Raw genomic sequence first — 15,425 nt, 5'->3', positions numbered from 1 at the left:
TGATTGACCATACATGTCATCGTCATGACTACATCTTATTTTATAGGTAGTCGTACAGACATATGGCCGCTATTTTGAAGTGTACAACTCATGAAAAATATTCAAACGACAACGTTGAACCGTACAACGTTGATGTTTCCTTTGGCCTTAGTGCTATTTGAATTTGCGGTTTATATTGGTAATGACCTGATTCAGCCAGCCATGTTGGCAATTACTGAAGATTTTGGTGTAAGTGCAACTTGGGCACCCTCTTCAATGTCATTTTATTTATTAGGCGGTGCTACAGTTGCATGGTTACTTGGTCCTTTGTCGGACCGTCTCGGACGTAAAAAAGTACTATTAGCTGGAGTTTTATTCTTTGCTCTATGCTGTTTTTTAATTTTACTGACGACGCAAATCGAGCAATTTCTAGCTTTAAGATTTTTGCAGGGAATTGGCTTAACCGTAATTTCAGCAGTTGGATATGCGGCTATTCAAGAAAGCTTTGCTGAACGTGATGCGATTAAAGTCATGGCACTCATGGCAAATATCTCATTACTTGCACCCTTGCTAGGACCAGTACTTGGCGCTTTCTTAATTGATTATGTGTCATGGCACTGGGGCTTTGTCGCCATCGCAGTATTGGCATTACTCAGTTGGATCGGGTTGAAAAAACAGATGCCAAGCCAGCAAGTCAGTGTAACCAAGCAACCTTTTAGTTATCTTTTTGATGATTTTAAAAAGGTGTTTACCAACCGCCGTTTTTTAGGTTTAAGCCTCGCATTACCTTTAGTGGGTATGCCTTTAATGCTATGGATTGCTTTATCTCCAATCATTTTAGTAGATGAATTAAAGCTCACCAGTGTGCAATATGGCTTAGCTCAATTCCCCGTATTTTTGGGTTTAATCGTAGGCAACATTGTCTTAATCAAAATTATTGACCGTTTGCCTTTGGGTAAAACCGTCATGATGGGTTTGCCGATTATGCTGATTGGGACACTCATTTTAATATTAGGTGTGGTGTGGCAAACCTATCTCATACCTTGTTTGCTTACAGGGATGACGCTCATCTGTTTTGGTGAGGGAATTAGCTTTTCAGTCTTATATCGCTTTGCACTCATGTCATCTGAGGTCTCAAAAGGAACTGTTGCAGCGGCAGTTTCGATGTTACTGATGATGAGCTTCTTTGCAATGATTGAACTTGTACGTTATCTCTATACACAATTTCATTTATGGGCTTTTGCATTGTCTGCATTTACCTTTATTGCTCTTTGGTTTAGCCAACCGCGAAGTGCTTTGAAGCAGGAAATGCAAGAAAGACTGCAACAAGGTAACAATTAAATAAAAATACCGGAGTTGATATTCCGGTATTTTTTTATTCTACTTAATCTCTTGTTCTAAAAGTTTGTCTTTAAGTGTTAATAATTCTGGCAAGGTTTCTAGCAATAAACTGATTTGTTTTAACACGAGTGTGTAATTCTCTGAAAAGTGCTCATGAGTAGTTAGGCTTTGAATTTGCGCTAAAGTCTGCTCAAGGAAATTGAAATCAATATAAGCCGGATCAAATAAGCTCTGTTTAAGAATTTGCTGACAATCCAGTAAGAGTTGTAATACCTGTTGATCATCAATTTTTTGTCGTTGGCTTCCTAACGCTGCTACGTAACTCAGTTGGCTGTGGCTATAAACCAGATAACGAAAAGCATAATGGATGAGTTGAGGGTTCGGGTTCGGTTCAGCACTTAGGCTCGAAATCATGTTGGATAGCTCAATCTGAGCGTTATGCGCAGCACGACGAATTCGGCGGTACTCTATATCCTGATTTTTGCCATATTGATATTGCTCAACAATCACATTGAAATAATCTAAGGTTGCTTTGCTGCTTTTATTAATATTATTGGGGATGTTTCGAAAGTTCCAGTCGGGCCAAATAAAGTTTACGGCAAGCCATGCAATAAAGCAGCCTAATAAGGTATCTATCAGTCGAGGTAAAATAATACTGTAGCCAGCGCCTTTTAAGTTGAAAATTAATAGCACCATAAGGGTAGCCATGAGCGTAGCCAAAGCATATTTCTTTTGGCGTAAGTAAAAAAAGCAAACTCCACAAATAATTGTAATGATGAGCTGGCCTTCAATACTCGGTACAAAATATAAAATAGGTATTCCTAATAAAACACCGAGTAGAGTACCAATCGTTCTTAATTTAAGACGGCTTTTAGTCGCAAAATAAGTAATCTGACAGACAAACAAACTGGTCAGTAAAATCCAGTAGCCATGCTGCGCAAACGGTAATAATGAAATTGCATAACCTGCGGCAAAAACCACAGCAATCCGTATAGCATGCCTAAACAGCGCTGACTGTGGCGTAAGTTGTTGCCGAAGTTTTAAGATAAGATCTGAAAATCCTTGAATATCATCATCAAGTAAATTTAAGTGTTCTTGTCTTGTTTGAGTGCTATTTTCAGGAACAGGTTGGGCATATTGCAATTGTTCAAACTGTTCATGCATTCCTTTTAAATTATCAAAAATAAGTTTTAAATTTTTAACTTCAAAATTTTGTGGATGTTGTTGTATCCAATCTTTTAAAGAACTTTCTAAATGTCCTAATACTTTCTGACTTTCTTGCGAAGGCTGATATGGCTGGTTATATAAAATACATTGAGCTAAGTCTTGGCATGCTTGTGCTTGTAGACGCAGGTTTTTTTGGAAACGGAAAATAAGATCACTACGGCTAAAATTCTGTTGAATATGTTCGTAATGTAAATAATTTGAAGTGGCTTGCTCGTGAATATCTCGTGCGAAAAAATATAGGTTTAGCCAATAGATACTTTTATTACTGACTCTGGAAGCTTTGAGCCGAGTAAGTAGTGAACTGCGTATTTGATTGAGGCTTTGGGCAACTTGCGTATTTTGTAGAGATAATTCATATAAAAGCTGCTCAACATTCTCTTTATTGTCCGGATCAAACAAACGAGCTTTTGCTTGTAGTAGAACAGAAATTTCTTTAAAAATTTGTGAGAGCTTATCTTGTAAGGGAAGTGTCGGTTTAATAATAAAAAATAAAATAGAAGTTAAACCGTACCACAGAGCACCATAAACAAAATAAGTAGGTTGTTGATACCAATGTGCGTATTCGCTTAAACCGAACATACTATAAATAGAGAGCAGAATCGTGCCAAAAGAAATCGTGGCATAACGTTGCCCTAAGGCGCCTAGTAATATGAAAAAAGCGCTTGAGATAGAGAGATATAAAATAAAGAAAATTTTGTAAGGAGCTAAAAAGCCAAGAATACTACTGACTGTAAAAAAGAGCAGGCAGGCATAGACCAAGTTGCGTAATCGAATACTTAAACGATCATCAAAGTCTGTTAATGCTGCTGCAATTGCGCCTAAGGTTACAGGAACAATAAGTTGATTATAGCCCAGCCACAGCAAACCTAAAGTTGTGCCAGTGAGTACAATCAGAATTTGCAGGCAATAAATTAAAATAGAGTTTGTCTTAAAGCTATTAAATATTTGGGTCAGATAATTCACGGCTTTTGTTCTAAATTAGAGAATACGTGAGAAAGCAGTATGTAACTTTAAATTTTTATTACTTCAAAAATATTATTCTTTTTATCTACAAAAGTCAGTCGTTTTTTAAGATTTTATTAGACTTAAACCAAGTTGTAACGATCAATAAATTAACAGAATTGTGGATATCTTTTTAGATACCCACAATTTGTAAAATACATAAATTATTTAATCACACCACATGCAATTCGTGCTCCACCACCGCCAAGAGGTTGAGGTGAGTCTGAATAATTGTCGCCACCCGCATGAATCATAATCGCTCGACCCTGAATATCAGCAAGTTTTAATCGAGGTGCGATTACGGCAGTTGTTGCAACACCTGTATTATCGACAACTAAAACAGGTAGATCGCCTAAATGGCCAGTCGTTGGAGTACCGTGATGAGGGGCTTGGTTCGGGTTATAGTGGCTACCCGCAGCTAAAGCAGCGCCAGGTTTTCCATCTTTTACAGCAGGTGCACAAGAAGCATTTTCATGAATATGGAAACCACGAGTACCACTTGGTAAGTCAGCAAGAGCAGGGGTAATAATTAAACCTTTGTCACTATCTTGAAAGCTAATCGTACCTATTTTTTTGCCAATACCGTTAGCTGTCACTTCATTTACGTCGACCACTTTTTTTGTATGCATTGAGGTTAATGCTTGGGCTGTGTCAGATACAGTTTTAGTTACCGAACTACAGCCAACGGTAAAAAGGGCTGTAAGCGCACAGACTGCGCCAATTTTATTAAACATCTGCATGATTGGATGTCCTTATAAATATATATGATCGTTTGATTCAAACAAACAGAGGTCTGACCTACAAGTTAATTTAAATAGTTAATTTGTATCTAGAAACATTTTTAAATTAAATAACTATGTCACTCTTTGTCATTGGAGGATTCACTCTCAGAATCATAAATCATGGTCGTTTTTGGCATAGGTTCAGGTTCAATCGTTTCATGTAACCATTCACGCCAAATTGCCAGTAAAATAGCCAAAATTACAGGACCAATAAATAATCCGACCAAGCCAAAACTGGCAATACCGCCTAATACACCAAACATAATTAATAAGAACGGAATTTTGGTGGCACCAGAAATGACGAGTGGTCTAATCACATTATCTGAGCTACTGACAATCAGCACACCCCAAACCACAACACCAATTGCCTCCATAGTTTGTCCCTGAGAGAACAACCATAAGCCAACGCCTAAATAAGAAATTGGAGTACCAAATGGAATTAAAGCCAATAAGAAAGTAACAATAGTGAGTACCATAGGATTTGGTACACCTGCTACGAAGTAACTTAATCCAGCTAAAACGGCTTGAGCAATTGCAGTTAAACCCACACCATAGACTACTGCACGAGTTGTTTCAGAAATTGTATCGAGATAATGATGAATACGAGGGCCAATGACCATTTCTAAAGCTTTACTCACTTGAGATAAAATCAGTTGTCCATCACGATAGAAGAAAAATAGGCTAAATACTGCAAAGCCAAGTTTGACAATATTTTTACTAATTTCACCAAGCAGCACACGGCCATAACTTAAATGGCTTTGTACCCAAGCTGCGATATTTTGAATCGTGCTGTTAGGATCGTTATTTAACTCATTGAGTGTACGAGAAATCTCTTTTCCAACAAAAGGAAGGTCACGAATAAAATCTGGAACGCTTAAATGACCCGAAAAAACCTGACGTTGTAAATCAAAATATAAGTTACGTCCCTCATGCTGCAAAATAAAAACCGCACATGTAAAGGGGATGCCAACTACCAAAATGACCAGACTAATCATTAGGGTTGCGTTTAAAGTATTACGTGATTCTCCAAAAAAACGCTGAATTCTTAAATAAATAGGCCAAGTCATATATGCAATGATGGCAGCCCAAAGTACAGGAACAATAAAATATTTCAGGATATTAAATCCTAAAAAAATCAAAATAAAAAACAGCCCAAACAATAAAACGCGCTGTAAATTAGGAGCGTATGGATGCACGAACAATATTTCTCTAATTTTCTACATAGAATAAAGTCATATTAACTGAAAAATAACCTGAGGCAAATTTTAAGGCCGTAATGTAAAGAACCTTATACATCCAGTTTTAAAGGCTAAAATTTCTTTAAAACCACTCAGCTTTATCTTCAATTAACTTGTTTAGAACAGGTTGCCATTGATTTTGGATACTAATAAAGTTTTTTTGCGGTTTATCAAAAATGCTTAAACCTTGCATTGCTAAGCTGCCATACGCAGTGCGTTCAGCAATCCATGCAACAGGTTCCTGTTCAATTTTTTCAAAGAACTGTTGGATATCTTTTGAGCTGGCACTATTTGGTTTTACACGGTTAGCAAGTAGCAAAATCTGTACTTTGCCTTTGCGAATACGTTTAATATCTTGTAAATGCTTCAAAAAGCGACGAGTACTGTCTATGTCAAAAAATGAAGGCTGAAGCGGAGTAATAATGGCATGAGCTTCACTAATAAGTTGTTCAGCATGCTCACCTGAAAGTGCGCCAGGCGCATCAATAATTAAATAGTCCAGATTTTTGGGTGCATCACCAATTGATTTCTCATGACGCCAGTCTAGGCTTTGAATCGTTGCAACGGTATCAGGGCGCTGTTTTAACCATTGTAAAGCCGATTTTTGATTGTCCGAATCTGCTAATGCTACTTTATATCCTTTTTGTGCCAATGCTGTTGCCAACGTAATGGCCGTCATGGTTTTTCCGCATCCGCCCTTTTGATTTGCAATAAGTATCGTTTTCATAAATCCAATTATTTTCAGCAGCACATTTGTTTATGTTTTATACCTTAGCATCTTTTTATGTGAAGGAGATGACCACATTTGACAAAAGTTTAAGCTGTTTCGTTATTTTAGATATGATTAGATCTGTAATCTTAATTCGTGCTTTTTAAGGAAAATTTATGTCTGTATGGCTTGCCATGCTTATTGGTGCTGGTATTGGCATCATTATCACTACTCTTATTTTATCAAATACACGTAATGGACGAATTAAGGCTGAATATGAGCAATATATTGCTGAACTTGAACTAGAGCATCAACAAGCTCTCACTCAAGCACAAAAGAGAAGTGTAAATACAAGTCGTGCGGTGTTGAAAGGAAAAATGGCAGAACAATTTGCTCCAGTTTTACCTGAATTTCAGTATTTACCAAGCGATGCAAAATTCATGGGCGATCCGGTGGACTATATTATTTTTGATGGATACACCGATTTTCGCGATGGCGATGGTACGGCAGAAGACATCAATATTATTTTGCTTGATGTAAAAAGTGGAGGAGCTAGACTTACGAAAGGTCAACAGGCAATTGCACAAGCTGTTCAACAAGGTAAGGTTCGTTTTGAAACGTTAAGAATAGATTTCGAAGATTAACAAGCTGTTTAATTCAGCACAAAAATAGACGAAATTGATCTGTATTGTTACTAAATTTCGATATTTTTTTCATCGCTTAAAGCTATTATAAATTGAAGATCTATTCACTTTGATCGAGCAATATTTGAGGTGTAACACGATGAAAAAACAACGTTTGATGATGGGCTTACTCGCCGCCATTGGCATGAGTTCAACATTTGCATCGACCTCAAGTGAATATAATATTGCCAATGGTTTGAGCCCGATAGAAAAAGATCAATCTATTTCTGTATTACAACCTTTTCAAGGCAATTTCAGAATCTTGGGTTCAAAAGTTTATCAAAATGATGAACAAGCTAAATTTTCTCCTATTGACTATGCCGTAAGTTGGGGATTGTTTGCACAACCTGAAATCGCACGTCATATTTCAGTGAAACAATATGACCGTTATTTAAACTGGAAAATTCCTAAATTACCTGTTCCAGCAGAGCAAGCAATGCAAATGGTGTCTAACATGCACATCATTCCTGCAAACCCTGAGATTGCTCAGCAGATTAAACAGGTTAAACGTGGTGATTTAGTTTATCTAAAAGGTGACCTTGTCGAGATTAAGGACAAAAATTTGGTCTGGAAATCTTCACTTACGCCGACTGATACGGGTGATGGTGCATGTGAGTTATTCCGCGTTCAGGCAATTCATTGGGTTGAAAAGCAAAATATATAATTTGAAAAAAAGCCTTCATAAGTTTGAAGGCTTTTTTATAACCACTACATTGCTTATTTCTGTTGCGATGCTTTCCAATATTTTAATTGATTTTGTGCTTGTAAATAGTCGGCAAGATCATTGATCTGTTCATCTTTATTGGCTTGCTTATCACTCAAGTGTTTTTCTTGGTTTTCCCAATATTGATAAAGTAAACCCTGAATGTAACGGCCCTGCTCAGTTTTTAGATCTAAATCTTTTAACATGGTTAGAGCAGAGCGCACATTATCGAGAGTACGCTGTTGCTCAAACTCTGTAGTGAGGGTTCCAGCTTCATGCATTTTTGCTAATTCACTTTCCATCTCGTCACTCATTTCTGTAAAGCGACGGTCATAATCCTCTAACAGCGCAATATCGTGTGCATCATCAGCAGTGGCAGGGAACGTCTTAACAGGTCTTTCATTCAATTTTTCTAAAACCTGATCGGTAGATGAGGTGGCAGAAGATTGCTCCGTCTTAGCAGGCTCATCCGCTTTTTTACAAGCAGTCAGAAATAGGCTAGAGCAAAGCAGAGACATTAATATGATTTGAGGTGTTTTCTTCATAACTTTCAACCAAACCTATTCACTAATTATTTAACGGGTAACGTACTTTTTTGAAAGTGATATGCATACGTAACATATGGAAAATCAATCTGATCTTGAGGAACTAATCCAGTAAAATCATAAACAATTTTTTCAAACTGTGCTTTGAGTTGTAATTGATCTTTTTTAGTCATTGCAGCAATAAAACTCGTAGAGAGTAAACGTTTACTTACGACTTGTTCGACAGAACCATGTTGTGACTGTGTGAATGTTTGCAGGCTATCAAATATAAATAAATCTTGTTGTTCAAATACGCGTTTCCACTTTCCACTATGATAACGAGGTGTATCGCCTTCAAGTGGAAGTAGGAAATCAGCTAAAGCCTTGACCCAATCTGTACGTTCGTCGCGTTGATTCCAAACGAGCCCTAAATGTCCTTCTGGTTTTAATACTCTATGCATTTCTGTTAGGGTGTCGAGGTTGTCAAACCAGTGAAAAGATTGCGCACAAATAATGGTATCAATTTTATGATTTGCTACAGGAATTGAATGGCTAAAAGCCTGTAATGTTTGAATATCAGGATAAACTTGTTGAAGCTGCTGTAACATCTCGCCAATTGGCTCAACTGCAATAACATCAGCATGTGTTTGTTTTAAGTAGGGTAAGAATTTGCCAGTACCCGATCCAAGATCAATAACAGTAGAGTTTTCCTGTATTTGTAGGCAATTTTGCAGCCAACTTACTATTTCTGCGGGATAATTGGGTCTAACTTGCTGATATAGTTCAGCAGCTGAACTGAAGCCTTTTTGAGCGGCAGGATGTAAGGATTGTGTCATATTTTGCGCTTTTTAATCTGACTGGCATCTATAAAATAAGATACTCCGCAATCATAAATTGGCAAAACACCTATTTTGTTTCATTTTTGACGTTGTATGTGGGAGTAAATTTTCTTTCGGTGTGAGCATGGATAAGCAAATTATTTTTGAAGACGAACACATTAGAGCCATTTTTTTACCAGGCGATTCTAATACATTGGTTCTCTCTTTTGGCGATTTGATTACCCGAGCGAGTGGCTTATCTATCAATGCTGAAAAGTCTCTAATTAAATACCAATATAATATTATTGGGGTAATGCCAAAACAAAAATCATGGTTTCCTCAAGCAAGCATGATTGAGCTGGCAAAAGCAATTTCGCCTATTCTAAAAGGCTTTAAAAATATTGTGGGTTATGGCGGTTCAATGGGCGGCTATGCGGCAATTAAATATTCTAATTTATTGAATATGAACCGTGTGATTGCATTTGTGCCTCAATATTCAATTGACCCTGAACACGTTGAAGACCGACGCTATGCTGAGTTTTTTGATGCTATAGCAAATAAAGACATGCAGATTCAGCCGCAAGATGTCGATTCAGCGCGTGAATACGTTATTGTTTATGACCCATATTTCTCGATTGACCGTGAACATTACTTAAAAATAAAAGAGCTGTTACCGAGCTTACATACGATTCATTTGCCATTTACTGGTCATGAAGCATTGTCTGTATTGGCTAGTTCAAGTTTATTACATGATTTTATTGAACATGATTTCGATGAAATCTATTTTTATCAGCAAGTTCGTAAGGTCAAAAAACAAAGTAAGTTTTACTTCCGTAATGTACTTGCGCATGTTCTTACTCAACATGATGAAATGTTGTTAAAAATATTGCGTCAAAATGATTTTCAGTTAGATGAACGTTATTTTGATAACCCACTTAAACAGGCTATTACACGTAGTCTGATAAAAACAAATCAAGCAACTGAGTTAGACTTTCAAAAGCTTGGTATTAAAGTGCTGCGAATTCAAGAAGATGCAAATTACACAGAAGGCTTGCAGACTAGCTTTGGTTTAATTTTGGTATTTAACCTTATCAATTCAAAGTTTGAAAGTTATACAGTAGATACTCTACTGGTGAATAAATCTTATTTGGTTCCAATTGTGGCTGAGCAAACCGGTGTAGTGCATATTGAATTAAATAATGAAGTTTATTTGTTAGCGATGAATGATCGTAAGATTATTAAATTGTTCAAGAGTGAAGAGCCTTTAACATCGGATATGAGTCCTTTTGTAATCAAAAAATATTCGGATTCTTTTGCGATTAGCTATAAGCAACTAAATTTATCTTGTGATGAACAAGGGCTGTGTGAATTTACGGAAGGTTCAATTCAACCTACAGAACAGTTGACCACCATCAGCTATTAAAACTTTATAGTGTTTAAATAAAGCTCAGACCTTTAGGTTTGGGCTTTATTTTTTGCTTAAAAAATATTTTTTTATAAACTTATTTGTATATTATTTTAAAATTCATTATTTAAATAAATAGTAGGTTTATTATATGGTGATCTGCTGTATTTAAAGTAGGCATAACTAGTAATATATATAAATACTATATTTAAAGATAAATGGGTTTTTCTAATACATAAATTATAGAAATAATATAAGATTAATTAAAATACAGTCCTAGCTATAAAAAAATATAACTAAATGTTTTTATTATATATTTTATTTTTACCTGAAGAGCTTGGTTAAAATAAGTTCACTATTCAAAGATAATTGCATATTTATTTTTTTCTCCTAAAATGATTTTTTACTAAATTGTCGTTACAGTTTTTTATATGCAATCATTAAATTATCGGAATAATGATGCATCGCAACATGGAAGTTCTGCACCTTTGAAACGAGCAATGAGTACTCGACATTTGGTGATGATCTCCCTTGGCGGTGCCATAGGTACAGGTCTTTTTTTAGGGTCTGGTGATGTAATTTCCCAAGCAGGCCCAATTGGCGCAATTATTTCTTATTTTTTGGGCGGTTTAATTGCCTATACCGTGATGTTATGTCTTGGTGAGCTTGCGGTTCATGTACCGGAATCAGGTTCTTTTGGTGAATACGCCCGCCGTTATATTGGTCCGGGTACGGGCTATATGATTACTTGGCTCTATTGGTTAACTTGGACTGCAACTTTGGGGACTGAGTTTACTGCGGCAGCTTTATTGGTGCAGGAGTGGTTTCCATCTACCTCGGTATGGGCTTGGACTCTTTTTTTTGGCGCCTTAGTTTTTTTCCTTAATATCAGTTCAACTCGATTATTTGCCGAATCTGAATTCTGGTTGGCACTCGTCAAAGTTATTACAATCATCTGTTTTATTGGTTTAGGTTTGCTGGCAATTTTTGGTTTTATTCCTTACCACGGACATGAAACAGCGCCATTATTTAGCAACCTGACTGCTCACGGTTGGTTCCCAAACGGTCTCTTCCCAATTTTTGCTACTATGCTGATTGTTAACTTTGCTTTTTCGGGCACAGAATTAATTGGAGTAGCGGCGGGGGAAGCTGAGAATCCAGCACAGACAGTTCCTAAAGCAATCAATGCGGCTATTTGGCGTTTACTGATTTTCTTTGTTGGTACAATTGTGGTGATTAGTTCATTACTGCCGTTCCAGCTTGCAGGCCTTAGTGCAAATGAAGTAAGTAATAGTCCTTTTGTGACGGTATTTAACTATATTGGTATTCCATACGCAGAAGACATTATTCGCTTTGTAATTATTACGGCTTTACTATCTGCTGCAAATTCTGGTTTGTTTGCTGCTTCACGTATGATGTGGTCGCTTTCGGCAAAAAATCAATTACCAAAAATATTTTCTAAATTAACTCCTTCTGGAACACCGATTGTTGCCATTACTGTAACTATGTTTGGTGCAATTCCTGGATTGCTTTCAGAACAATTCGCGCCAGAAACAATTTTTAAGAATTTGTTGGGCGTTGCAGCTTTTACAATGGTTGTGGTTTGGATTGCGATTTGCGTTTCACAGTTTAACTTCCGTAGACAGTGGTATAAGTCGGGTAAAACAGCAAAAGATTTACGCTTCGCGGCACCTCTTTTCCCTCTTACTCCAATTGTAGGTGGGCTGTTCTGTATCGTTACCTGTATCAGTATGGTGTTTGACCCATCTATGCAAGTTGGTTTTATCTGCTGCATTATTTTTATCATTTTATGCTATGCAAGCTACTTCATTTTTTATAGAAAGAAAGATCTAGTGTAAAGCTAAGCTTTTTAGTCGAAAAATGTGTTTTTAAAGGTCCCGAAAGGGGCCTTTTTTGTGCCTTAAAGGAACTGCAAAAGAAAGAATTTCTGTATTTTTTTTAAAAATGAAGTTTTATTTTTAATCATGAAAACAAATATTGTTTTATAAAATTACCATTTATCGGATTCTTATTAATATTTATTTATTATTAATAGTTGATTAAGTCTATGTTTAGCTTGGTTATTTGATAAAGAGGTTTTTTGGATTTTATGAAATATGAATTAGAAATGGACTTATTATAGATTTAATGTAGAGAGAGTATAATTTTTTGACAAATTTATGAAGGTGATTAATTTTTAAGTTGTTGTTATTTATAATTTTAATTTGATGTATTTTTTTAAATTATGATTTTATGTTTTCTATAAATTTTTTTTATTAAAGTTAAGCTTTTTTTAATATTTGTTGTTTTTTTATTATAAAGATTAGTGCGATTTGATTATTTTTTCTCTGCTTATTTATTTTAAAATGTTCTAAATGAGTGTGCTCTATGCTATATTTATTGGAAGATTTTATGGCTATGTTCCGGCTTAATTTTAAGCGGTATGTGTAGAGATAATTAATCTGTAGCATTATTGAACAATGTTTATTTTTAAAAAGACTAATGGAGGGATCTATCGATTAGTCAAAATAATTTTTATGGACATATGATTTTTTTATAAATCATCGTTCTTTTTAACTCCCAAACGGTTATGCCATTTCTTTTGTATTTATATTTCAGCCGACTGGATTAAGTGGGTTGTGGTTAAACTTTGCTTTTATAAAGATAGCTTTATAAACAGTAAGTTAAATGAAAGAAAGCTTGTAAAAGATATCGATATATAAAAGTAGATCATACTTTTAGTATCAACAAATGGAATTTAAAAAATCTAATGCTTTAGAAGAGCAGAAGGTTTAGTAAATAAACTAAGACTTTGTTATTGCAAGGTTTTGGTTGCTGAATAATAAAGACTACAGATTTATCAAATCTGAGTCTATGAAGGTATATAGGAAAAAAGATGTCAGATCTTTCATACGTAAACGAACATAGCGATGCATGGCAAACTTACTTGGCACAAATTGACCGTGTAGCGCCATATTTAGAACACTTAGCTGATTATATCGATACTTTAAAACGTCCTAAGCGTGCGCTTATTGTTGACGTGCCAATCGTGATGGATGACGGTTCGATCCAACACTTTGAAGGCTACCGTGTACAACACAACTTGTCTCGTGGTCCGGGTAAAGGCGGTGTTCGTTACCATCCAAATGTTGATTTGAATGAAGTAATGGCGTTGTCTGCATGGATGACAATTAAAACTGCTGTTTTGAACTTGCCATTTGGCGGTGCAAAAGGTGGTATCCGTGTTGATCCACGTAAATTATCAACTCGTGAATTAGAGCGTTTAACTCGTCGTTATACGACTGAAATTGGCCATATTATTGGGCCTCAAAAAGATATTCCTGCTCCAGATGTTGGTACGAATGCCAATATCATGGGTTGGATGATGGATACTTATTCTACTAGCCAAGGTCACACGGTAACTGGTGTTGTAACTGGTAAACCAGTTCACTTAGGCGGTTCTTTAGGTCGTGTGAAAGCAACTGGTCGTGGCGTATTCGTTACAGGTCGTGAAGTAGCAGCAAAAATTAATTTACCAATTGAAGGCGCGAAAGTTGCTATTCAAGGTTTTGGTAACGTAGGTAGTGAAGCAGCTTTCTTATTTGTTGAATCGAAAGCGAAAGTTACACACGTTCAAGACCACACTGGCACAATTTTCAATGCTGATGGTATTGATCTTGAAGCATTACGTGATCACGTAAATGCAAATCAAGGTGTTGGTGGTTTTGCCGGCGCTCAATCAATTGCTGACGAAGATTTCTGGACAGCTGAAGTTGACATTATTGTTCCAGCTGCACTAGAAGGCCAAATCACTGTTGAACGTGCTCAAAAACTTAAAGCTAAGTTGATTTTAGAAGGCGCAAACGGCCCGACATATCCTAAAGCTGAAGACGTATTAGTTGAGCGTGGCATTGTTGTAGTTCCTGACGTGGTATGTAACGCCGGCGGTGTAACTGTAAGTTACTTCGAATGGGTTCAAGACATGGCGAGCTACTTCTGGAGCGAAGAAGAAATCAACGAACGTTTAGACAAGTTGATGGTTCAAGCTATGGAAGATGTTTGGAATACAGCAAACAGCAACGCTTGTACTTTACGTACAGCAGCTTACATCTTGGCATGTGAGCGTATCTTAAAAGCTCGTAAAGAACGCGGTATTTTCCCAGGCTAATCTGCGGAAATTACTTTTAGAAAAAGTGGTCTGAACAAATATAAAGGATGTTATAGGGTTTATTTGTTCAGCCCCTTTTTCTGAATTATTTAAATTTAAGTGTTATCGAATATATTAAATAAATACTGAGGTAAGCATGGAACAGCCAATTTCTGTAACTCGAAGCAACTTTAACGACTGGATGGTTCCAGTTTTTGCACCGGCAAATTTCATTCCGGTACGTGGCGAAGGTTCACGTATTTGGGATCAAGAAAATAAAGAATATATCGATTTTGCAGGCGGGATTGCAGTAAACGCATTAGGTCATGCGCATCCAGTGGCAGTAAATGCTTTAACAGAACAAGCAACAAAACTTTGGCACGTTGGTAACGGTTATACAAATGAACCCGTTCTACGCCTTGCAAAACAACTCACTGAAAATACATTTGCAGACAAGGTTTTCTTCTGTAACTCAGGTGCAGAAGCGAACGAAGCAGCATTAAAACTAGCTCGTAAAGTTGGACTAGACAGCGGTGTTGCTGGTAAAAGTGGCATTGTGGCATTTAACAATGCTTTCCATGGCCGTACCTTATTTACCGTTTCGGCGGGTGGTCAACCTAAATATTCACAAGACTTTGCACCACTTCCGAACGGTATTAATCATGTTGCCTTTAATGATTTAGAAGCTGCAAAAGCGGTCATTAATGAGCAAACTTGTGCAGTTATTGTTGAGCCGATCCAAGGTGAAGGCGGTGTTATTCCTGCTGACATCGAATTTTTAAAAGGCTTAAGAGCACTGTGTGATGAGTTCGGTGCCTTACTTATTTTTGATGAAGTGCAAACTGGTGTTGGCCGTACAGGTGCACT

At 36.6% G+C, this 15,425-nt stretch carries 13 protein-coding genes; 7 read left to right on the top strand and 6 right to left on the bottom strand.

The features are described 5' to 3' along the window. Positions 1-90: 90 nt before the first annotated feature. Positions 91-1,320 (top strand): chloramphenicol efflux MFS transporter CraA, encoded by a 1,230-nt coding sequence (gene craA, locus MKL33_RS15235; RefSeq protein WP_262451984.1) that lies wholly within the window; start codon positions 91-93, stop codon positions 1,318-1,320. Between the two features lie 39 nt (positions 1,321-1,359). Here the strand turns inward: craA and yccS are convergent, their stop codons facing one another. The 4 genes from yccS to MKL33_RS15215 form a co-directional block, all read right to left on the bottom strand. Further along, positions 1,360-3,510 (bottom strand): YccS family putative transporter, encoded by a 2,151-nt coding sequence (gene yccS / locus MKL33_RS15230; RefSeq protein ID WP_270907299.1) that lies wholly within the window; start codon positions 3,508-3,510, stop codon positions 1,360-1,362. A 203-nt stretch (positions 3,511-3,713) separates the two neighbouring features. Further along, positions 3,714-4,283 carry a superoxide dismutase family protein gene (gene sodC, locus MKL33_RS15225; RefSeq protein ID WP_075383285.1) on the bottom strand — a complete coding sequence of 190 codons (570 nt, stop codon included), beginning with the start codon at positions 4,281-4,283 and terminating at the stop codon, positions 3,714-3,716. Between the two features lie 125 nt (positions 4,284-4,408). Beyond that, positions 4,409-5,527 carry an AI-2E family transporter gene (locus MKL33_RS15220; protein WP_206258540.1) on the bottom strand — a complete coding sequence of 373 codons (1,119 nt, stop codon included), beginning with the start codon at positions 5,525-5,527 and terminating at the stop codon, positions 4,409-4,411. Positions 5,528-5,651: 124 nt separating this feature from the next. After that, positions 5,652-6,296: a ParA family protein gene (locus tag MKL33_RS15215; RefSeq protein WP_005804567.1), complete on the bottom strand. Its 645-nt coding sequence runs from the start codon at positions 6,294-6,296 to the stop codon at positions 5,652-5,654. A gap of 158 nt (positions 6,297-6,454) precedes the next feature. Between MKL33_RS15215 and MKL33_RS15210 the strand changes: the two genes are divergently transcribed. After that, positions 6,455-6,922: a Holliday junction resolvase-like protein gene (locus tag MKL33_RS15210; protein ID WP_002116954.1), complete on the top strand. Its 468-nt coding sequence runs from the start codon at positions 6,455-6,457 to the stop codon at positions 6,920-6,922. Between the two features lie 139 nt (positions 6,923-7,061). Then, positions 7,062-7,625, top strand: coding sequence for a hypothetical protein (locus MKL33_RS15205; protein ID WP_017387028.1), 564 nt, complete (start codon positions 7,062-7,064; stop codon positions 7,623-7,625). Between the two features lie 53 nt (positions 7,626-7,678). On the opposite strand, the gene MKL33_RS15200 is transcribed toward MKL33_RS15205, so the two are convergent. Both MKL33_RS15200 and MKL33_RS15195 read right to left on the bottom strand, forming a co-directional pair. Continuing rightward, positions 7,679-8,209 carry a hypothetical protein gene (locus MKL33_RS15200; RefSeq protein ID WP_270907298.1) on the bottom strand — a complete coding sequence of 177 codons (531 nt, stop codon included), beginning with the start codon at positions 8,207-8,209 and terminating at the stop codon, positions 7,679-7,681. 26 nt (positions 8,210-8,235) lie between these two features. Continuing rightward, positions 8,236-9,024: a class I SAM-dependent methyltransferase gene (locus tag MKL33_RS15195; protein WP_270907297.1), complete on the bottom strand. Its 789-nt coding sequence runs from the start codon at positions 9,022-9,024 to the stop codon at positions 8,236-8,238. A 127-nt stretch (positions 9,025-9,151) separates the two neighbouring features. On the opposite strand from MKL33_RS15195, the gene MKL33_RS15190 reads away from it, so the two are divergent. The 4 genes from MKL33_RS15190 to MKL33_RS15175 form a co-directional block, all read left to right on the top strand. Next, the gene (locus MKL33_RS15190; protein ID WP_270907296.1) at positions 9,152-10,429 is read left to right on the top strand and encodes a hypothetical protein; all 1,278 of its coding nucleotides are present in this window, start codon (positions 9,152-9,154) and stop codon (positions 10,427-10,429) included. A 413-nt stretch (positions 10,430-10,842) separates the two neighbouring features. Continuing rightward, entirely contained in the window at positions 10,843-12,270 is a 1,428-nt protein-coding gene (locus MKL33_RS15185) for an amino acid permease (RefSeq protein ID WP_005078414.1), read from the top strand. Positions 12,271-13,307: 1,037 nt separating this feature from the next. Further along, a complete protein-coding gene (locus tag MKL33_RS15180) occupies positions 13,308-14,579 on the top strand; it encodes a Glu/Leu/Phe/Val family dehydrogenase (protein ID WP_005078412.1) in 1,272 nt (423 codons plus the stop codon). Positions 14,580-14,715: 136 nt separating this feature from the next. Further along, positions 14,716-15,425 (top strand): aminotransferase class III-fold pyridoxal phosphate-dependent enzyme (locus tag MKL33_RS15175; RefSeq protein WP_270907295.1); only part of this gene is annotated, 710 nt, incomplete at its 3' end.

The organism is Acinetobacter sp. AOR43_HL (assembly GCF_027854635.1).
GTDB lineage: Bacteria > Pseudomonadota > Gammaproteobacteria > Pseudomonadales > Moraxellaceae > Acinetobacter > Acinetobacter pittii.
The sequence above is the reverse complement of the archived record's forward strand: the minus strand, read 5'-3'. Positions and strand labels throughout refer to the sequence as shown.